Annotated in this window: 15 protein-coding genes; 3 read left to right on the top strand and 12 right to left on the bottom strand. The window is 74.1% G+C overall.

Translation table 11 applies throughout. From position 1 onward, the window contains the following. Positions 1-209 (top strand): hypothetical protein (locus tag ABD385_RS37060; RefSeq protein ID WP_344584138.1); only part of this gene is annotated, 209 nt, incomplete at its 5' end. Here the strand turns inward: ABD385_RS37060 and ABD385_RS37055 are convergent. From ABD385_RS37055 to ABD385_RS37005, 11 genes are all read right to left on the bottom strand, one after another. Next, positions 199-822, bottom strand: coding sequence for a TetR/AcrR family transcriptional regulator (locus tag ABD385_RS37055; RefSeq protein ID WP_344584136.1), 624 nt, complete (start codon positions 820-822; stop codon positions 199-201). The two genes, ABD385_RS37060 and ABD385_RS37055, sit on opposite strands and share 11 nt — an antisense overlap. Further along, positions 810-1562, bottom strand: coding sequence for an enoyl-CoA hydratase family protein (locus ABD385_RS37050; protein WP_344584134.1), 753 nt, complete (start codon positions 1560-1562; stop codon positions 810-812). The genes ABD385_RS37055 and ABD385_RS37050 overlap by 13 nt, the downstream gene beginning before the upstream one ends. Continuing rightward, positions 1559-3175 carry a 4-coumarate--CoA ligase family protein gene (locus tag ABD385_RS37045; RefSeq protein ID WP_344584132.1) on the bottom strand — a complete coding sequence of 539 codons (1617 nt, stop codon included), beginning with the start codon at positions 3173-3175 and terminating at the stop codon, positions 1559-1561. Before ABD385_RS37045 ends, ABD385_RS37050 begins: the two co-directional genes overlap by 4 nt. Before the next feature lie 117 nt (positions 3176-3292). Then, entirely contained in the window at positions 3293-4468 is a 1176-nt protein-coding gene (locus tag ABD385_RS37040; protein ID WP_344584130.1) for an acyl-CoA dehydrogenase family protein, read from the bottom strand. Positions 4469-4569: 101 nt separating this feature from the next. After that, positions 4570-6510 (bottom strand): acetyl/propionyl/methylcrotonyl-CoA carboxylase subunit alpha, encoded by a 1941-nt coding sequence (locus tag ABD385_RS37035; RefSeq protein WP_344584146.1) that lies wholly within the window; start codon positions 6508-6510, stop codon positions 4570-4572. 30 nt (positions 6511-6540) lie between these two features. Further along, positions 6541-8139 (bottom strand): acyl-CoA carboxylase subunit beta, encoded by a 1599-nt coding sequence (locus ABD385_RS37030; protein ID WP_344584129.1) that lies wholly within the window; start codon positions 8137-8139, stop codon positions 6541-6543. Next, complete coding sequence (locus ABD385_RS37025) at positions 8136-9839, bottom strand: acyclic terpene utilization AtuA family protein (RefSeq protein ID WP_344584127.1); 1704 nt, start codon at positions 9837-9839, stop codon at positions 8136-8138. The genes ABD385_RS37030 and ABD385_RS37025 overlap by 4 nt, the downstream gene beginning before the upstream one ends. Next, positions 9836-10639, bottom strand: coding sequence for a TIGR03084 family metal-binding protein (locus ABD385_RS37020; protein WP_344584126.1), 804 nt, complete (start codon positions 10637-10639; stop codon positions 9836-9838). The genes ABD385_RS37025 and ABD385_RS37020 overlap by 4 nt, the downstream gene beginning before the upstream one ends. Positions 10640-10815: 176 nt before the next feature. Further along, positions 10816-11019, bottom strand: a complete 204-nt coding sequence (locus tag ABD385_RS37015) for a DUF397 domain-containing protein (RefSeq protein ID WP_344584124.1) — start codon at positions 11017-11019, stop codon at positions 10816-10818. Between the two features lie 2 nt (positions 11020-11021). Further along, complete coding sequence (locus ABD385_RS37010; protein WP_344584122.1) at positions 11022-11870, bottom strand: helix-turn-helix domain-containing protein; 849 nt, start codon at positions 11868-11870, stop codon at positions 11022-11024. Between the two features lie 697 nt (positions 11871-12567). Then, a complete protein-coding gene (locus ABD385_RS37005; protein ID WP_425585567.1) occupies positions 12568-13512 on the bottom strand; it encodes an EamA family transporter in 945 nt (314 codons plus the stop codon). A 200-nt stretch (positions 13513-13712) separates the two neighbouring features. Between ABD385_RS37005 and ABD385_RS37000 the strand changes: the two genes are divergently transcribed. Both ABD385_RS37000 and ABD385_RS36995 read left to right on the top strand, forming a co-directional pair. After that, on the top strand, positions 13713-14564 hold the full coding sequence (locus ABD385_RS37000; protein ID WP_344584119.1) for a LysR family transcriptional regulator: 852 nt from the start codon (positions 13713-13715) through the stop codon (positions 14562-14564). A gap of 238 nt (positions 14565-14802) precedes the next feature. After that, positions 14803-16581, top strand: a complete 1779-nt coding sequence (locus tag ABD385_RS36995) for an FG-GAP repeat domain-containing protein (protein ID WP_344584118.1) — start codon at positions 14803-14805, stop codon at positions 16579-16581. Between the two features lie 103 nt (positions 16582-16684). Here the strand turns inward: ABD385_RS36995 and ABD385_RS36990 are convergent, their stop codons facing one another. After that, on the bottom strand, positions 16685-19678 hold the full coding sequence (locus tag ABD385_RS36990; RefSeq protein WP_344584116.1) for an FAD-binding and (Fe-S)-binding domain-containing protein: 2994 nt from the start codon (positions 19676-19678) through the stop codon (positions 16685-16687). Between the last annotated feature and the right edge of the window lie 35 nt (positions 19679-19713).

The following is a 19713-nucleotide window of genomic DNA, read 5'->3' as shown; positions in this document are numbered from 1 at the left end:
CACCCCTTTCCCACCCCCATACGGGAGGGGTCGGGTTGGCGGGTGGTGGGGTGCCCGGACGTAAAGCGCAGCAGTCCGGGCACCCCACCACCCGCCAACCCGACACCGCACCCCAACAAGCCCCGCGCAGCGGCAACGCGCCGCAGGCGCAAAACAGCAACCACCACGGCGGGAAAGCCAAAAACGTGGGAAGCAAAATCAACGGGTGAGGACGGAGTCCAGGATCTTCGCCCATTGGGCGACGACTCGGTCTCGGCGTGGTGTGTCGTCGGTCAGGAGGTTGGCGAGGCCCAGGCCGCGGGCCATGTCGAGGAGGCCCTGGACCGTTTCGCGGACGCCGGGGACGGATTCGTCGGCGGCGAGCAGGGCCACTGCGGTGCGGTGGGCCTCGCGGCCCACCCTGGCCTCCAGGGCGGTGACGCGGTCGCGGAGTTGTTCCTCGTCGGTGGCGGCCACCCACAGGTGCAGGGCGGCGCGGAACAGCGGGCCGGTGTAGAGGCCGACCACCTCTTCGACGATGCGCCAGGTGCGGGCGAGGGAGCCGGCCGGCGGCAGGTCGTGCGCGAGTGCCTTGAGCGCGCCCCGGCGTTTCTCGGCGACGTGCTCGACGGCCGCGGTGAACAGGTCCTCGCGGGTGCGGAAGTGGTGCTGGGCGGCGCCCCGGGAGACGCCGGCGCGTTCGGCGACGACGGAGACCGTGCTGCCGCTCCAGCCGCGTTCGGCGAGGCAGGCGACGGCGGCCTCCAGGAGTTTGAGCCGGGTGGCGCGGCTGCGCTCCTGTTGGGGCTCCTTGGGGCGGCGGGCGGGGGTCAGCGCGCCCATTTCGGGTCCCGTCGTTCGAGGAAGGCGGTCATGCCCTCGCGGGCCTCGGCGGAGCCGAAGAGCCGGGCGGAGTTTTCGGCGAACGCGTCGGTGTCCCGGTCGAAGGCGGCCAGGAGGGGGGCGGTGACGAGTTTCTTGGACTCGGCCAGGCCCTGGGGGGAGCCCTTGCGCACTCCGTCCACCAGGGGCGTCAGGCCGGCGTCGACGTCGTCGGCGGCGAGGGTGACGAGGCCGATCCGGGCCGCTTCGGTCGGGCCGAACTTCTCGCCGGTCAGGTAGTAGCGGGTGGCGGCGCGGGCGTCCAGGCGGGGCAGCAGCGGCAGCGAGATCACGGCGGGGGCGAGGCCGAGCCGCGCCTCGGTGAAGGCGAACGTGGACTGCGGGCCGGCGACGGACAGGTCGCAGGCGCCGAGCAGTCCGAGCCCGCCGGCCCGGACGTGGCCGGTCACTCGGGCGATGACGGGTTTGGGCAGGGCGACGAGGGCGCGCAGCAGTCGGGCGAGGGCGAGCGGGCCGTCCTTGGCGTCGCCGGCGGTGGCTTCGGATAGGTCCGCGCCGGCGCAGAACGTGCCGCCGGTGTGGGTGAGCACCAGGGCGCGGACGGTGTCGTCGGCGGCGGTGTCGGCGAGGGCCTGGTGCAGTTCGGCGACCAGGCGGGTGGAAAGCGCGTTGCGGTTGTGGGGGGAGTTGAGGGTGAGGGTGGTGATACCGCGCTCGTGGGCGCGCTCCACGTACGTCATCGGGGCGTCGAGCTCCTTTCCCTGGCGCGGAGTTCGCGCCGCAGGATCTTTCCGGTGGTGGCGCGCGGGACGCTGTCCAGGAACTCCACGCGGCGCACCTTCTTGTAGGGGGCGACTCGGCCTGCAACGTAGGCGATGACCTCGTCGACGGTGAGGGCGGCCCCCGGTCGGCGGACCACGAACGCCTTGGGGATCTCGTTGCCGTCCGCGTCGGGGACGCCGATGACGGCCGCGTCCGCGACGGCCTCGTGGGCGAGCAGCAGCGCTTCCAGGTCGGCGGGGGCCACTTGGTAGCCCTTGTATTTGATCAACTCCTTGACGCGGTCGACGACGTGGAGCCAGCCGTCGGCGTCGGTCCGTCCGACGTCGCCGGTGTGCAGCCAGCCGTCGGGGTCGATCATCGCGTCGGTCTCGGCGGGGCGGCCCAGGTAGCCGCGCATCACCTGCGGGCCCCGGATGACGATCTCGCCGCTCTGCCCCGGGCCGAGGTCCCGCCCGGTCTCCAGGGAGACGATCCGCAGCTCCGTACTGGGCAGGAGGGTGCCGACCGCTCCTGGCGGCGGGGCGTCCGCGTCGGGCGGTACGACGTGGGTGGCCGGGGAGAGTTCGGTCATCCCGTATGCCTGGAGGACGGCAGGCAGGCCCAGGCGGCGGGCGCAGGCGGCGGCGAGTGTGGCGTCCAGGGGCGCGGCGGCGCAGAGCACGCGCCGCAGGGAGGTCAGGTCGAAGTCGTCGACCATCGGGTGCTTGGCGAGCGCCAGCACGATCGGGGGCGCGGTGTAGACCTCGGTGATGCGGTGCTGCTCGATGGCGGTGAGGAACTGGCGCAGGTCGAAGCGGGGCAGCACGACGACGGTGGCGCCGTTGCGCAGGGGGGCGTTCATCAGCGCGGTGAGCCCGTAGATGTGGAAGAAGGGCAGGACGGCCAGGACGCGGTCCTCGGGGCCGTTGGCCAGCACTGGGGCCAGTTGGGCGAGGTTGGTGGCGATGCTGCGGTGGGTGAGCATCACGCCCTTGGGGGCGCCGGTGGTGCCGGAGGAGTACGGGAGCGCGGCCAGGTCGGTGGCGGGGTCGATCCGCGGGTCGGGTTCGGGGTGCTCCTCGGCAGCCAGGTCGAGGACGCAGCGGTGGCCGTCGGCGCGGTCGCAGAGGAGGATCTCGGCGATGCCGCCGGCCTGTTGGGCGGCGGCCCGGGCGGTGTCCAGCAGTGCCGCGACGGTGACGATCCGGGACGCCCGGGAGTCGGTCAGCTGGCGGGCGAACTCGGCCTCGGTGGCGAGCGGGTGGACGGTGGTGACCGCGGCCCCGCAGCGCGTGGCGGCGTAGAACACGACGGGGAAGAGGACCGAGTTGGGGCTGTGCAGGGCCAGCACGTCGCCCTTGCCCAGTCCGGAGGCGGCGAGGGCGGCGGCCAGGCGGCGGCTGAGGTGGTCGAGGGCGGCGTAGTCGAGGGTGTGGCCGGTGAGCGCGTCGACCAGGGCGGGGCGGGTGCCGTGTGCGGCGGCCCCGCCCAGGACGGCGTCGTGGATCGGCACCTCCAGGGGCGCGACGTCGGGGTGGGCGCTGCGGAAGACGTGGGCGGGGTGGGGCGTCTCGGGTGCCTTGCGTGCCATGGGAGGGACCTTCCCTGGGGGCGGCGGTGGACGACGGGGCCGGGCCTTCCTTCCCGTGTGCCGGGTCGGTGCGCGCCGCGCCCGGTGGTCGGGGCCCGGCGCGCACCGCCCGTTCGCTCAGTACGACTTGGGCAGTCCGAGGGACTGGTGCGAGAGGAAGTTGAGGATCATCTCCCGGCTGACCGGGGCGATCCGCGCCACCCGGGCGGCGGTGATCAGCGATGCCAGGCCGTACTCCTGGGTGAGGCCGTTGCCGCCGAGGGTGTGCACGGCCTGGTCGACGGTGTGCACCGCGGCCTCGGCGGCGGCGTACTTGGCCATGTTGGCGGCCTCGCCGGCGGCCAGGTCCTCGCCCGCGTCGTAGAGCAGGGCCGCCTTCCGCATCATCAGGCCGGCCAGTTCCAGTTCGACGTGGCACTGGGCGAGGGGGTGGGCGATCGCCTGGTGGGCGCCGATCGGCTCCTTCCAGACCTGGCGGGTGCGGGCGTAGTCGACGGCCCGGGCGAGCGCGTAGCGGCCCATGCCGAGGGCGAAAGCGGCGGTCATGATGCGTTCCGGGTTGAGGCCGGCGAAGAGTTGCAGCAGGCCGGCGTCCTCGTCGCCCACCAGGGCTTCGGCGGGCAGCCGCACGTCGTCCAGGGTCAGCTCGAACTGCTTCTCCGGGGCGGCGAGTTCCATCGGCACCGGGCTGCGGCCGAAGCCGGGGGCCGCGCGCTCGACGATGAACAGGCAGGGCTTGAGCTTGCCGGTGCGGGCGTCCTCGGTGCGGCCGACGATCAGCGTGGCCTCGGCGATGTCGACGCCGGAGACGAAGATCTTCCGCCCGTTGAGGATCCAGTCGGTGCCGTCCCGGCGGGCGGTGGTGGTGATCCGGTGCGCGTTGGATCCGGCGTCCGGTTCGGTGATGCCGAAGGCCATCTTGCGGCTGCCGTCGGCCAGTCCGGGCAGCCAGCGGCGTTTCTGCTCCTCGGTGCCGAAGCGGGCGATGACCGTGCCGCAGATCGCCGGGGAGACCACCAGCATCAGCAGCGGACAGCCGGCCGCCCCCAACTCTTCGAGTACGAGGGCGAGTTCGGTGATGCCGGCGCCTCCGCCGCCGTACTCCTCGGGCAGGTTCACCCCGAGGTAGCCGGCCTTGGCGGCCTCCTGCCACAGCGCGTCGGTGTGCTGGCCCGCGGCGACGACGGCGGTGAAGTACTCCCGGCCGTAGCGCTTGGCGAGCGCGGCGACGGCGGCGCGCAGGGCGCGGTGTTCCTCGGACTCGATCACGGAGTTGCTCAGGGCGGTGCGCATGACGGCTCCTGGGGCGGTGTGTGAGTGCCTACGGTGACGGGTGCGGTGCGTGGGCCGGTCGTGGGGCCGGTGCGGTGCCCGGGCCGGTCGTGGGGCCGGCGTCAGTCGGTGACGACGGCGAGCAGCGTGCCGACCTCGACCTGCTGGCCGGTGCGGGCCGGCAGCGCGGTCACGGTGCCGGCCGCCGGCGCGGTGATCCTGTGTTCCATCTTCATGGCCTCCAGCCACAGGAGCGGCTGGCCGGCCGCCACCCGGTCGCCCTCGGCGAGTCCGTCCGCGATCCGCACGACCGTGCCGGGCATCGGGGCGAGCAGCGATCCGGGCTCCGTGCGGGCGGTGGGGTCGGCGAACCGGGGCAGCGCGGTGAGGGCGCGGGCGCCCAGTGGGGAGTCGACGTGGACCCGGTCGCCGTAACGGGCGAGCGCGAACGTCCGCCGCACCCCGTCGACCTCCAGCACCACCTCGTCGCCGGCCAGGGCGAGCAGCCGCACGCCCGGGAAGCCCTCGGCGCTCAGCTGGCCGCGGCCGAGCCGGTAGCGGACCCGGTGGGTGCGCTCGCCGCAGGCGTACTCCTTGAACTGGGGGCCGGCGGGGACGTTGCGGAAGCCGCCGAAGCGGGAGCGGCCGTGCGCGTCGGCGAGCGCGGCGGCCAGCGCGCACAGGGCGTCGCCGGCCGCGTCGGCCGGGCCGGTCGCGGTGAGGGCGTCGAGGTGGCGGCCGTAGAAGCCGGTGTCGAGCCCGGTGGCGGTGGCGAATTCGGGGTGCCGCAGCGAGCGGACCAGCAGGTCGCGGTTGGTGCGGGGGCCGTGGATGCGGGCCCGTTCCAGGGCGCCGGCCAGTTTGCGCACCGCCTCGGCGCGGGTGGGTGCCCAGGCGACGACCTTGGCCAGCATCGGGTCGTAGTGGACGCCGACGGTGTCGCCGTCGGTCAGGCCGGAGTCCAGGCGGACGCCGTCCGGTACGGCGATGCGGTGCACGGTGCCGGTCTGCGGCTGCCAGTCGGCCGCCGGGTCCTCCGCGTAGAGCCGGGCCTCGACGGCGTGGCCGTGCGGTTCGGGCAGTGCGGCGGGCAGCGGGCGGCCCTCGGCGACGGAGAGTTGGAGGGCCACCAGGTCGAGCCGGTAGATCTCCTCGGTGACCGGGTGCTCCACCTGGAGGCGGGTGTTCATCTCCAGGAAGTGGGCCCGGCCGTCGGCGGTCACCAGGAACTCGACGGTGCCGGCGCCCCGGTAGTCGAGGGTCCGGGCGGCCTGGGCGGCGGCCCGGTGCAGGGCGTCGCGGAGCGCGTCGGGCAGTCGGGGTGCCGGCGCCTCCTCGATGACCTTCTGGTGGCGGCGCTGGAGCGAGCAGTCGCGGGTGCCGAGCGTCCAGACGGTGCCGTGCGCGTCGGCGAGCACCTGCACCTCGACGTGCCGCCCGCCCTCGACGTAGGGCTCGACGAACACCTCACCGTCCCCGAACGCGGCCGTCGCCTCGGTCCGTGCCGACGCCAACGCCTCGTCCAGCGCGTCGAGTTCCCGCACGATCCGCATGCCGCGCCCGCCGCCGCCGGCCGCCGCCTTCACCAGCAGCGGCAGGTCCGCGGCGGTGACGGCGGCCGGGTCGAGGGGCGCCAGCAGCGGCACCCCGGCCGCGGCCATCAGCTCCTTGGCGCGGGTCTTGGAGGCCATCGCCTCGATGGCGGCCGGCGGCGGCCCGATCCACACCAGCCCCGCGTCGCTCACCGCGGCGGCGAACGCGGCGTTCTCGGAGAGGAACCCGTACCCGGGGTGGACCGCGTCCGCGCCGGCCGCCAGCGCCGCCTTCACGATCAGCTCGCCGCGCAGGTAGGTGTCCGCGGGTGCCTCGCCGGGCAACCGGACCGCGGCGTCCGCCTCCCGGACGTGCGCGGTGTCGGCGTCCGCGTCGGAGTACACGGCGACGGTGGCGACGCCCAGTTCACGGCAGGTGCGAAAGACGCGGCGGGCGATCTCGCCGCGGTTGGCGACGAGGACCGAACGGATCTCGGTGCAGCCGGTCTCCCGGGCGTCGCCCCCGGGCACGGTCGCAGAAGCGTTGCTGGTCACGGAACCTCACATCCGGAAGACGCCGAAGCCGCCCCGCGCGCCCTCGACCGGCGCGGTGTGGACGGCGGACAGGCACAGGCCGAGGACGGTGCGGGTGTCGCGCGGGTCGATGACGCCGTCGTCGTACAGCCGCCCGGACAGGAACATCGGCAGCGATTCGGCTTCGATCTGCTGCTCCACCATGGCGCGCAGCGCCGCGTCGCCGTCCTCGTCGTAGGGCGCTCCCTTCGCGGCGGCGGAGGCCCGCGCCACGATGGAGAGCACCCCGGCGAGCTGCTGCGGGCCCATCACCGCCGATTTGGCGCTCGGCCAGGCGAACAGGAACCGCGGGTCGTACGCCCGCCCGCACATCCCGTAGTGCCCGGCCCCGTACGACGCGCCCATCAGCACCGACAGGTGCGGCACCCGCGAGTTCGACACCGCGTTGATCATCATCGCGCCGTGTTTGATGATGCCGCCCTGCTCGTACTCCCTGCCGACCATGTAGCCGGTGGTGTTGTGCAGGAAGAGCAGCGGGACGTCGCGCTGGTTGGCCAACTGGACGAACTGCGCGGCCTTCTGGCTCTCCGCGCTGAACAGCACCCCCTGCGCGTTGGCGAGGATCCCGACCGGGTAGCCGTGCAGCCGGGCCCAGCCGGTGGTCAGGCTCGTCCCGTACAGCGGCTTGAACTCGTCGAAGTCCGAGCCGTCCACGATCCGGGCGATCACCTCGCGCGGGTCGAACGGTGCCTTGAGGTCGCCCGGGACGATGCCCAGCAGCTCCTCCTCGTCGTACGTCGGCGGCGCGGCCGGGCCCGGATCGGCCTGCGCCTTGCGCCAGTTGAGCCGGGCCACCACCCGGCGCGCCTGCCGCAGCGCATCGGGCTCGTCCAGCGCGAAGTGGTCCGCCAGTCCCGAGGTGCGGGCGTGCATCTCCGCGCCGCCCAGCGACTCGTCGTCGCTCTCCTCGCCGGTCGCCATCTTCACCAGCGGCGGCCCGCCGAGGAAGACCTTGGCCCGCTCCTTCACCATGATCACGTGGTCCGACATGCCGGGGACGTACGCGCCGCCGGCCGTCGAGTTGCCGAAGACCACCGCCACCGTCGGGATGCCGGCCGCGGACAGCCGCGTCAGGTCCTTGAAGAGCGCCCCGCCCGGGATGAAGATCTCCTTCTGGCTCGGCAGGTCGGCGCCGCCCGACTCCACCAGGCTGACCACCGGCAGCCGGTTGGCGCTCGCGACCTCGTTGGCCCGCAGCGCCTTCTTGAGCGTCCACGGGTTGCTCGCCCCGCCGCGCACCGTCGGGTCGTTGGCGGTGATCAGGCACTCCACGCCCTCGATCACGCCGATCCCGGTGACCAGCGACGCCCCCACCGCGTAGTCGCTGCCCCAGCCGGCGAGCGGCGACAGCTCCAGGAAGGGCGTGTCCGGGTCCACCAGCAGCTCGATCCGCTCGCGGGCCAGCAGCTTGCCGCGCGCGCGGTGCCGGGCGACGTACTTGTCGCCGCCGCCGGCGAGCGCCTTGTCGTGCTCCCCGGCCACCTCGTCCAGCTTCCCCAGCATCGCCGCCCGCCGCTCGGCGTACTCCGCGCCGGCGGTGTCGAGCGCGGTCCTCAGGACGGTCACAGCAGAACCTCCGGTATCCGAACGTGACGGGAGCGCAGCCACTCCCCCAGCGCCTTGGCCTGCGGGTCGAACCGGGCCTGCGACGCGACGCCGTCCCCCAGCAGCCCCTCGACGGTGAAGTTCAGCGCCCGCAGGTGCGGCAGCACCTCCCGCCGCACCGTCAACTCGGCCGTCTCCGGGAGCAGTTCCCGCAGTCGCCGCACGGTCAGCTCGTGCGCCAGCCAGCGCCATCCGTCGTCCGTGCGGGCCCACACCCCGACGTTGGCCGATCCGCCCTTGTCGCCACTGCGGGCCCCGGCGACGAGCCCCAGCGGAGCCCTCCGGGTCGGGCCCGCGGGCAGCGGCTCGGGGAGTTCCCCCGTGACGGCGGCCGGTTCCGTGACCCGCGCCGGTGCGGGCGGCACCGCCACCCGCTCCCCGTCCGGCAACACCGCCACCTGCGCCACGTCCGCGGCCGCCACGTACGCCGCCTCGAACACGCCGTACGGGGCGCCCTTCCCCGGCGGCGCCGTCAGGTGGAAACCGGGGTAGCTGGCGAGCGCCAGCTCGACCGCGGCCCCGCTCACGGCCCGTCCGACGGCCTCCGCGTCCGGGTCCCGCACCACCAGCCGCAGCAGCGCGCCGGCCTCCTCCTGGACCGCCGCGTCCCCGTGATCGGTCCGGGCCAGCGACCAGTCGACCTCCCGCGGCCGGCGGCCGGCGCGGTCCAACGCCGCCTCCAACTGGCCCCGCACCAGCGCCGCCTTGGCCTCGATGTCGAGGCCGGTGAGCACGAACACCACCTCGTTGCGCCAGCCGCCGAGTCGGGTCAGCCCGACCTTCAGCGTCGCCGGCGGCGCCTCGCCCCGCACCCCGTCGATCCGCACCCGGTCCGGCCCGTCAGCCGTCAGCCGTACGGTGTCCAGCCGCGCCGTCACGTCCGGCCCCAGGTAGCGGGCGCCCGTCGTCTCGTAGAGCAGCTGGGCGGTCACCGTCCCCGTGGTGACGGCGCCCCCGGTGCCCGGGTGCTTGGTGATCACCGCACTGCCGTCGGCGTGGATCTCGGCCAGCGGGAATCCGGGCCGCCGCAGGTCCCCCAGCTCCTCGAAGAACGCGTAGTTCCCGCCGGTGGCCTGCGTCCCGCACTCCAGCACGTGCCCGGCGACGACCGCGCCCGCCAGCCGGTCGTGGTCGTCCGCTGCCCAGCCGAAGTGCGCCGCGGCCGGCCCGCTGACCAGCGCCGCGTCCGTCACCCGCCCGGTGACGACGACGTCCGCGCCGTCCCGCAGGCACGCCGCGATCCCCGCGCCGCCCAGGTAGGCGTTGGCGGTGAGCACCCCCTCGCCCCACCCCCGCCCCAACAGGTCGTCGCCCTCGACGTGCGCGACCCGCACCGGCACGCCGACCCGTGCGCTCAACTCCCGTACCGCTGCGGCGAGTCCGGCCGGATTCAGCCCGCCCGCGTTGGTCACGATCCGCACGCCGCGCTCGACGGCGAGCCCCAGTCCCTCCTCCAGCTGCCGCAGGAAGGTCTTGGCGTACCCCAGCCGCGGGTCCTTCAGCCGGTCCCGGCCCAGGATCAGCATCGTCAGCTCGGCCAGGTAGTCCCCGGTCAGCACGTCCAGCCGCCCGCCGGTCAGCATCTCCCGCACGGCCTCGAACCGGTCGCCGTAGAAGCCGGACGCGTTCCCGATCCGCAGCGGCTCCGCGCCCGCCGTCACCGTCGCGCCCCGCCCGGCGCCCGCCCCGGTCCCGCCGGCCCGGCGAAGGACTGCGCGATGCCCAACCACCGTTCGGCGTCCGCGCCTACGGCCACCAGGCAGACGTCGTCGCGATGCACCCGCTGCGTCACCAACAGGCAGAACTCCAGCGCCGTCCCGCTCACCCGCTGCGCGGCCCCCGCCGGCCCGAACGTCCACGCCTCGCCGCCGGGCCCGGTCAACTCGACCCGGAACTCCTCCCCCGGCGGCGTCAGCCCGCGCACCGCGTACGCGTAGTCCCTCGCCCGCACCCCGATCCGGGCGACGTGCCGCAGCCGCGCGGTCGGCACCCGCCGCACCCCCAGCGCGTCCGCGACGTCCTGCCCGTGCGCCCAGGTCTCCATCAGCCGCCCGGTCGCCACCGACGCCACGCTCATCGGCGGCCCGTACCAGGGCAGTTTGCCGCCGGCCGGCTGCGCCGCCAGCACCTCCAACAGCTCCGCCCGGCTCGCCCGCCAGCGCGCCAACAGCTCGGCGGGCGCCATCCGGGCCCCGCGCTCGGCCCCCGCGTCCACGAACGTCTCCGGCGACGCCATCGCCGCCGCCACCTCGCGCCCGAACCCCTCGGGGTCCACCGCCGACTGCACGGCCCGCTCGTCCGTCCACAGCAGGTGCGCGATCTGGTGCGCGACGCTCCACCCGGCCGCCGGGGTCGCCCGACCCCACTCGGCTTCGGGCAGCCCCGCCACCAGCCCGTCCAGCTCCTCACCCTCGGCCCGCAGGTCCGCAAGGACCTCCCGAACCTCCCGCGGATCGGCCATCGCGCGCTCTCCTCATCCACGCCGGTCGCCCATGTCCCTTACGGACAGGGCGCGTTGACAGCTGCGGTGATGCGAGAACCGAGCGTGGCAGCGCCACCAGAAACAATCAAGCACGCATGCATGATTTTCTGCCATGCCGCGCCGAACTCTCTCGACGCGCCCGCCCCCTGCCTGAACTACCGCCGCACGGGCGCCACGTCGGCCGCGTAGCGGAGGAAGGCGGCCCAGGTGGTAGGGGTGAGGGTGAGGTGGGGGCCGGCCGCCTCCTTGGAGTCGCGTATGTGGATCTGGGTGGTGGCCGCAGTGGCGGCGACCTCGACGCATTCGCCGCCGGCGGAGCCGCTGTAGCTCGACTTGCGCCAGACCGCTTCGCTGTTCATACCTAACCCGCCAACTTCTCGATGAATTGGATGGATTCCCCGGTGGAAAGAGCCTGCGTACGCATCATGGCATAGCGATCCACGAGCTCAGCGACCTTCTTTCGGTCGGAGACGACCTGGCTCCTTGCGTGGCCTTCCAGGTAGCCCAGCGTGCGCGGGTCGGGCATCTCCAGCAAGACCATTCCACCATCGATACAGGGATGTTCCTCAACGTTCGTCGGCATGACCTGAACGGATACATTGCGCAGCCGTAGCCGCTCCAAGACCCTCACCATCTGCTCCCGGTGAACTTTCCGACCACCGATTGGGCGCTCCAACGCACACTGCTCGACGACGAAATGCACCGGCGGCCGGTCCTCGCGGGTGAGCAGCACCTGCCGTTCGAGCCTGCCGGAGACCAGACGCTCCACCTCGTCGTCGCTATGGATGGGGACATGCGATTCGATCACCGCACGCGCATAGTCCTTCGTCTGCAACAGCCCGGGCACAACCAGCGTCTCGTACGAGCATCGCCGCATGCACTTCCGCTCCAGTTTGGCGACATCGCGGAAGAACGTCGGGTACTGGGCCTCCTCCAGCAGCGGGATCGCCGCCCTCAGCACGCCCCTCGCGCCCAACAGCTCGTCCGCCCGCTCCACCGTCGCCGGATCGGGGATGCGCTGGGCCAGCTCGTACGCCTTGATCGTGTGAGGCGCGTAGCCGAGCTTCGTCCCCAACTCCTCCCGGCTCAATTCGGCCAGTTCCCGGAAGAGTTTGAGCTGGCCCCCGAAGACGCGCAGCGCCTTGGACGTGCCCTCTCCACTCCCGCCTGAATTCATCATGTTGCCGACCTCCTCGGATACAGCCGTCACCGCACGTCACTACGGATACTCTCCGTACGCGCGCCATCACTGGCCAGGCTAGGCAGGTGGTTCGACGATCGGGGGTATGAACCAGAAAAAGCCCTCATCCGGGGACAGGGACAGTGCTTTGGCCCAAGGACAGCGGGCCGCAGAGGAGTTGGCGTCGGCGCTCGCCACCGTGGGGTTCGTATTCCCCTCCCTCCGCGGCGGTTTTCCCGTCCTGGAGCGGGGGCGGGTAGAACTGGGCGGAATTTCCGCTTCCGAAGTGTTCCGGCTGGCCGCGTGGATTCGTGAACGTACGGAAATGCAGCGGAGGCGGGCCCGGTGAAGATCAGCCCGCGTCGGATGACGCTCTCGGTGTACCGGGTTTCGGCGGCCGGTGAACGCACTCCGTTACGCACGGTCGTCGTGCGGACCGACGATCCGATGCGGCTCGTCGACGACATGCCGGGGCGCTATCCGCCCTGCGCGTGTCCGACGTGCAGGCCCACGGGCGGAAAGTCGTCAACGGCGTAGGCCGGAGGGGATGTCCCGGGGTGCGCCCGCAGGATCTCGAGCGAACGCCGGGGTATTCCTCATCCCACACCAGAAGCGCCCGCACCGAGGACGTACCCCGGGGCAGCCCCTCCGGCCCCACCCGCCAGGCACAACCCGCAAGGCGCCCGCCCCCACGGCGGCAGAGCCGACCACGCAGGCAGCCCAACTCTCAGCGCCGCGCCCCACTGAGCACGGCCCCCGCGCTGGCCACCACCACCAGCCCGATGGCCACCAGCTCCACCCACCCCAACGCCTGCCCCAGCACCAGGAACCCGGCCGTGGCGGCCGCCGCCGGCTCCAGGCTCATCATCACCGCGAAGCCCGACGCCGGCAGCTTCCGCAGCGCCAGCAGCTCCAGGGTGTACGGCAGCACCGACGACATCAGCGCCACGGCCGCCCCCAGGCCCAGCGTCACCGGGTTCAGCAGCGCGCCGCCCGCGCTGGCCACCCCGAGCGGTAGGCTCAGCAGCGCCGCGACCGTCATCGCGAGCGCCAACCCGTCCGCCTGCGGGAAGCGCTGCCCGGTCCGCGCCGACAGCAGGATATACGCGGCCCACAGCCCGCCGGCCGCCAGCGCGCACCCGGCGCCGACCAGATTCAACCCGTCGAAACCCGCACGTCCCAGCAGCACCACGCCGCCCAGCGCCAGCGTCGCCCACAGCATGCTCAGCAGCCGTCGCGACGTCGCCACCGACAGGATCAGCGGGCCCAGGAATTCCAACGTGACCGCGGCGCCCAGCGGGATCCGGTCGATCGCCTGGTAGAAGAGCGAGTTCATGCCGGCGAGCGCGACGCCGAACGCGACGATCGTCGCCCAGTCGCCCCGCCCGTAGCCCCGCACCTTCGGCCGGCACGCGACCAGCAGCACCAGCGCCGCCACCACCAGCCGCAGCGTGACCACGCCCAGCGCCCCGGCCCGCGGGAACAACAGCACCGCCACCGACGACCCGAACTGCAGCGAGACGATCCCGCCGATGACCAGTCCCACCGACACCAGCCGGCTGCGGGCCCGCGCCGCGCCCGCCCCGGCCCCGCCGCGGGCCGCGGCCGCCGCCTCGGCCGAGCGCACCTCGGGCGAGGGCGGCACGGGCGAGGACGGCACGGGCCGGGGTATCTCCCCGCCCGCCGCCTCGACGGCGGAACCGACGGGCGACGCGGGGGCCGGGCGGGAGCCGGCAAAACCGGCGGACGAGGGGGAGCGCTCGAAGTCGCCGGAGCCGGCGGGCGACGCGGGAGAAGCATTCACGTTCCCACGCTACGACCCGCGTTCGCGCACGTGAAATGCGTTTTCGCCGGTTGTTATGCTCCGCACGCATGAGCATCGAGCTGCGTCATCTCCGCTGCTTCCTCGCCGTCGCCGACACCCTCAGCGTGACCCGCGCCGCCGAACGCCTCCACCTCACCCAGCCCGCCGCCTCGCGCACCCTGCGCCAGTTGGAGGACGCCCTCGGCGTCCGCCTCGTCGACCGCTCCACCCACCACCTGGCGCTCACCCCGGACGGCGTCGCCTTCCGCGACCAGGCCGCCCTCGCGGTCGCCGCCTTCGACCGCGCCCTGGCCTACGGGCACCACGCCGGCTGGCCGCTCCGCCTGGGCCACGCCTGGTCGGCGGCCGGGGCGGACACCACCACGCTGCTGCGCCGCTGGCACGAGGAGCACCCGGACACCCCGCTCCAGCTCCTGCGCATCGACGACCGCACGGCCGGCCTCGCCCGCGGCGACGTCGACGTGGCCCTCCTCCGGGGCGAGGTGCGGGCCCCCGGCCTGGTCACCGAGCAGCTGACGACCGAGCCCCGGGTGGCCGGCCTGCCCGCCGACGACCCCCTGGCCGCCCGCCCCGCCCTCTGCCTCGCCGACCTCGCCCCGCGCACCCTCGCCGTGAACACGGTCTCCGGAACCACCACCCTCGACCTCTGGCCGCCCGAGGCCCGCCCCTCGTCGACGCTCACCATCGGCAACACCGACGACTGGATCGCCGCCATCACCGGCGCCCGCGCGGTCGGCGTCACCACCTCCGCCACCGCCGGCATGCACCCCCACCCCGCGATGGCCTACGTCCCCCTGACCGACGCCCCGCCCGTCCCCGTCGTCATCGCCTGGCGCGACGCCCCGGGCCACCCCCGCATCCCGGACCTGGTGGCGTTGGCCCGTGAGGTGATGGGCTGAGGAGCGAGCGGCGTTCGCGGCCGGGCGGCCCGCCAACTCCCCACCTGACACGGCACTTTCGATTCGTAACCGAAATCGGCTTCACCATTCCGTCACCGCTTGTACACTCCTTCCACCCGGGCGCCTTCACCCTCCGCGCGCCCCCTGGGGCACTCCCCAGCGGGCCCGCGTGAGCCGTGCACCCTGCACCCACCCCGTGATCCGCCCGGTCCTGTCGCTGCTTCCTGTGGGGGGAACCTTGACTTCCGCTGCACCCGTCCGCTCGGGCCGGGCGCGCTCCCGGCGCGCCCGCCGCCTCGCGGCCTGCACCACGCTCGTCCTCTGCGCCGGCACCCTGCTCTCCGCGCCGGCGTCGGCCGAGGACCGACCGACCGCACCAAACCGGCAGACCACCGCGCACCGCCCGGCCGACGACCGGCAGCCGACCCTGATGCGCCCGCCGCGCGGCGCGGAGCGGCGGGGGGTGGCGGGCGAGGGGACTGCCGTGACCACCGCCAAGGCTCCGCCGCGCTTCGACCTCAACGGGGACGGCCTGAGCGAAGTCCTCTACCGGGCCCAGGACGACGGAGTGCGCGTCGCCCTGTCCGACGGGTCAACGGTCAGCAGGTTCAACCTCGGCGGCTCCGCGGGCGAAATGTTCAAGGACATCGTTCCCGTCGGCGACCAGGACGGCAACGGGACCATGGAAGTCCTCTCCCTGTCGTCCGACGGAACCCTCGCCCTCCGCAGCAGCTACGCCACGTCCGATGCGACGTACCCGCACTGGTCGGGGAAGGGGTGGCAGGAGTACAACAAGATCCTCGCCCCCGGCGACCTGACCGGCGACGGCAAGACCGATCTGCTGGCCCGCGCGCCCTCCGGCGAGCTGTACCTCTACCGGTCCAACGGCCGCCTGGTCGCCCCGTTCGCCGCCCGCGTCAAGATCGGCGGCGGTTGGCAGGGCTACGACCAGATCGTCGGCGTGAACGACGCGAACGGCGACGGGCACGGAGACCTCTACGCACGCACCCCGGCTGGCGACCTCTACTTCTACGCGGGCACCGGCCACGCCTCGGTCCCGTTCCAGGCCCGGGTGAAGGTCGGCTACGGCTTCGGGATCTACAACCAGCTCCTCAGCGTCGACGACTACGACGGCGACGGGTACGGGGACCTTCTCGCGCGCAGCAGGGCGGGCGAGTTGTTCCTCTACCGCTCCGACGGCGCCGGGCAACTGCTCGCTCGCGACCGGCAGGGGTCGGGCTGGGGAGTGGCGTCGCTCTTCGCCGGTGCGGGCAGCAACCCGTACCTGGGCAAGTCCGAACTGCTGGGACTCGACACCCGCGGCGCCCTGTACTACTACCACTCACTGAACAACGGAATGCTCAGTGCACGTCAGCCGATGAGCAGAGAAGGAGCGTTCGCCGGGGCGCAGCTCTTCTTCGCCTCCTCGATGGACGGAAACGGCCGGGGCGACGTCTTCCAGATCTACGACGGCGGCCTGTACAACTACGAGCACCCCTCCGGCTCCGGTCCCGCCTTCCTGGGGGCCGGCTGGAACGTCTACCGCACCGTGTTCGGCCCCGGCGACCTCGACGGCGACGGCAGGGGCGACCTGTTGGCGCGTGACCGTGCGGGCGTGCTCCACCTCTACCCGGGTGACGGCACCGGCTACCGGGTCGGCGGCCGGATCAGGATCGGTGCCGGTTGGAACGCCTACGACGCGCTGGTCGGCGCGGGTGACTTCACCGGGGACGGCCGGCCGGACATCGTCGCCCGGACGCCCGGCGGCTCGCTCTACCTCTACGCGGGCACCGGCACGGCCGGCGCCCCGTTCAAGGCGCCGGTGAACCTCGGCGGCGGCTGGCACGCGTACGTCCAACTGGCCGCCCCGGGCGACCTCGACGGGGACGGCCGTGCGGACCTGCTCGCCACCGACTCCCGCGGCGACCTCTACCGCTACCTCGCCGACGGCACCGGCCGGTTCACGCCCCGGGTGAAGATCGGCAACGGCTGGAACACCTACACCGGCCTGTACTGATCCCGTACCGACCCACCCCCCTGCTCCCGTCCTCCCCGCGTCGGCGGCCGCCTGCACGTGCGGCCGCCGACGCGGCGTTGCGGACACCGGTGGTCGGCGACCGCTACCCCTCCCCCCGCTCCCGCCCCGCGTCCAGTGCCTCCGCCAGGACCTCCGCCAGGTGGCGTCCCGGGCGCGCGCCGAGTTGGGTGAGTTGGGTGCGGCAGGAGAAGCCGTCGGCGAGGATCTCGGCGTCCGGGGCGGCCGACCGCACGGCGGGCAGGAGTTGGTCCTCGGCGCAGGCGACGGAGACGTCGTAGTGGCCGCGCTCGAAGCCGAAATTGCCCGCCAGTCCGCAGCAGCCGCCGCTCAACGCACCCGTCAGACCGGCGCGTTCGCGCAGTCGGCGGTCGGCGGCGTCGCCGAGGACCGCGTGCTGGTGGCAGTGGGTCTGGCCGGCCACCGCGCGGTCGATGCGGGGCGGGGTCCAGTCGGGGGCGAGCTCCTCCAGCGCCTCGGCGAAGGTGCGCACGGACGCGGCGAGCCGGGCGGCCCGCGGATCGTCGGCGAGCAGTTCCGGCAGGTCGGTGCGGAGCGCCGCGGCGCAGCTCGGTTCCAGGACGACCAGGGGGCGGCCGGGCCGCACGAGGGGGTCGAGGACCTCCACCGTCCGGCGCATGACGGCCCGGGCCCGGGTGAGTTGGCCGGTGGAGACGTAGGTCAGGCCGCAGCAGAGGCCGGGGCGCGGCGGGCGCGGCAGGCGGCGCGCCGGGCGGTCGGTCACGGGGGCCGTGGGGGGCAGCAGCGGGCGGAGTCCGGCCGCTTCCAGGACGCGGACGGCGGCCCGCCCCACCTCCGGGGAGAGGTGGTTGGTGAAGGTGTCGGGCCACAGGACGACGGTCCGGCCGCCCGTGGGCGCGGTGTGCCGGCGCCACCACCAGCGGCGGAACGTCTCCCGCGCCAGCTGCGGGATCTCCCGCTCGGGGGCGATCCCGGCGAGCCGCTTGGCGACGCCGGCGAGCGGGGTGCGGGCGAGGGCGTTGAGGGCCGGCGCCGCGGGGGCGGCGGCGTGCAGCCACTGGGGCAGCCGGCCCATGGCGTAGTGGGCGGCGGGGCGGAGCCGGCCCGCGTAGTGGTGGTGCAGGAACTCCGCCTTGTAGGTGGCCATGTCGACGCCCACCGGGCAGTCGCTGCGGCAGCCCTTGCAGGACAGGCAGAGATCCAGGGCGTCGCGCACCTCGGGGGAGCGCCAGCCGTCGGTGATCACCTCGCCGGCCAGCATCTCGTGCAGCAGTCGGGCGCGCCCGCGGGTGGAGTGCTGCTCCTCGCCGGTGGCGCGGTAGGACGGGCACATCACGTCCGCTGAGCCCGAACCCAGCTGCTTCGTACGGCACTTGGCGACGCCGACGCAGCGGCGGACGGCGGCGGTGAAGTCGCCGTCGTCGTGCGGGTAGCCGAACTCCACCGGGACCGGGCCGGGCGGCAGCGGGGCGAAGCGCAGGTTGGCGTCGAGGCGGGCGGGGCGGGCCAGCATGCCGGGGTTGAGGCCAGCGGCCGGGTCCCACAGGTCCTTGAACCGGCCGAAGACGCCGACCAGTTCGTCGCCGTACATCGCGGGGAGCAGTTCGGCGCGGGCCTGGCCGTCGCCGTGCTCCCCGGAGAGCGAACCGCCGTGCGCCACCACCAGGGCGGCCAGGTCGGTGGAGAACTCCCTGAAGCGGCGGATGCCGGGCGGGGTGAGCAGGTCGAAGTCGATCCGGACGTGGATGCAGCCGTCGCCGAAGTGGCCGTAGGGGGTGCCGCGCAGCCCGTGCTGGGCGAGCAGGGCGCGGAAGTCCCGCAGGTAGGGCCCCAGTCGGACGGGCGGGACGGCGCAGTCCTCCCAGCCGGGCCACGCCTCGCTGCCGTCGGGCATGCGGGTCGCCGTGCCGGAGGCGTCCTCGCGGATCCGCCAGAGGGCGCGCTGGCCGGCCGGGTCGGTGACGAGGGCGTGGCCGGTGGCGCCGTCCGCGACCGCCACGCGGCACAGCGCCTCGGCCCGGGCGGCGGCCTCGGCGGGGCTCGCGCCGCCCGTCTCGACGAACAACCAGGCGCCCCCGTCGGGCAGTTGGGTGGTGCCCTTGCCGACCAGGTCGGCGGCCATGCCCTCGACGGTCAGCGGCCCGTGCGGGAGGAGGGTGTGCGCGGCCTCGGCGGCGGCGCCCTCGTCGGGGTAGGCCAGGACGGCCAGCGCGCGGGCCGCGGGCGTCGCCACGAGCCGGACGGTGGCCTCGGTGAGCACGCCGAGGGTGCCCTCACTGCCGGTGAGGGCCCGGGCCAGGTCGGTGCCGGCCTCGGGCAGCAGGGCGTCCAGGGCGTAGCCGGAGATCCGGCGCGGCAGGCCGGTCGGGTAGCCGGTGCGCAGCAGCGCCAACTCGCTTTCCACCAGGGTCTGGACGCCGTCGCGCAGGCGCGGCGGGAGGCCGGTGGGGCGGCCCTCGGGGTCGGTGCCGCGGCCGGCCCGGACCGCCTCGCCGCCGTAGGTGAGCAGTTCCAGGGCGTGGACGTTGTCGGCGGTGGTGCCCCAGGCCACCGAGTGCGAGCCGCAGGAGTTGTTGCCGATCATGCCGCCGAGGGTGCAGCGGCTGTGGGTGGAGGGGTCGGGGCCGAAGGTCAGGCCGTGCGGGGCTGCCGCCGCCCGCAGGTCGTCGAGGACGACGCCCGGCTGGACCACGGCGGTGCCGGCCTCGGGGTCCAGTGCGACGATCCGCCGCAGGTGGCGGGTGAAGTCCAGGACGACGCCGGTGCCGGTGGCCTGGCCGGCGATGCTGGTGCCGCCGCCGCGCGGCACCACCGGGACGCCGTGGTCGCGGCAGACCCGCAGCGCCGCGGCGACGTCCTCGGCGTCCCGGGGCGCGACCACCGCGTCCGGGATCCGCCGGTAGTTGGACGCGTCCATCGTCATCAGGGCCCGGTCGGCGGCGGTGGCCGAGACCTCGCCCCGCACCGCCGCGGCCAGATCGCGGGCCAGCTCCCGACGGGCGGCGGCCGCCCGCTCACTCTCCCGCCCGCCGGTGCCCCTGCCTCCGCCGTTCCGCTCGCCCGACTCCGTGCCCTCAGTCTCCGTGCGCTCAGCCATGCCTCCAGAGTGCCCCCGCGGGGCGGGGGCGGATC

Source organism: Streptomyces lunalinharesii, assembly GCF_039532155.1.
GTDB lineage: Bacteria > Actinomycetota > Actinomycetes > Streptomycetales > Streptomycetaceae > Streptomyces > Streptomyces lunalinharesii.
The sequence above is the reverse complement of the archived record's forward strand: the minus strand, read 5'-3'. Positions and strand labels throughout refer to the sequence as shown.

Excerpts from the sequence above, each read along its gene's own strand:
- ABD385_RS37055 (WP_344584136.1), bottom strand. The coding sequence starts at position 822 with ATGGGCGCGCTGACCCCCGCCCGCCGCCCCAAGGAGCCCCAACAGGAG.
- ABD385_RS37050 (WP_344584134.1), bottom strand. The coding sequence starts at position 1,562 with ATGACGTACGTGGAGCGCGCCCACGAGCGCGGTATCACCACCCTCACC.
- ABD385_RS37045 (WP_344584132.1), bottom strand. The coding sequence starts at position 3,175 with ATGGCACGCAAGGCACCCGAGACGCCCCACCCCGCCCACGTCTTCCGC.
- ABD385_RS37040 (WP_344584130.1), bottom strand. The coding sequence starts at position 4,468 with ATGCGCACCGCCCTGAGCAACTCCGTGATCGAGTCCGAGGAACACCGC.
- ABD385_RS37020 (WP_344584126.1), bottom strand. The coding sequence starts at position 10,639 with ATGGCCGATCCGCGGGAGGTTCGGGAGGTCCTTGCGGACCTGCGGGCC.
- ABD385_RS37015 (WP_344584124.1), bottom strand. The coding sequence starts at position 11,019 with ATGAACAGCGAAGCGGTCTGGCGCAAGTCGAGCTACAGCGGCTCCGCC.
- ABD385_RS37000 (WP_344584119.1), top strand. The coding sequence starts at position 13,713 with ATGAGCATCGAGCTGCGTCATCTCCGCTGCTTCCTCGCCGTCGCCGAC.
- ABD385_RS36990 (WP_344584116.1), bottom strand. The coding sequence starts at position 19,678 with ATGGCTGAGCGCACGGAGACTGAGGGCACGGAGTCGGGCGAGCGGAAC.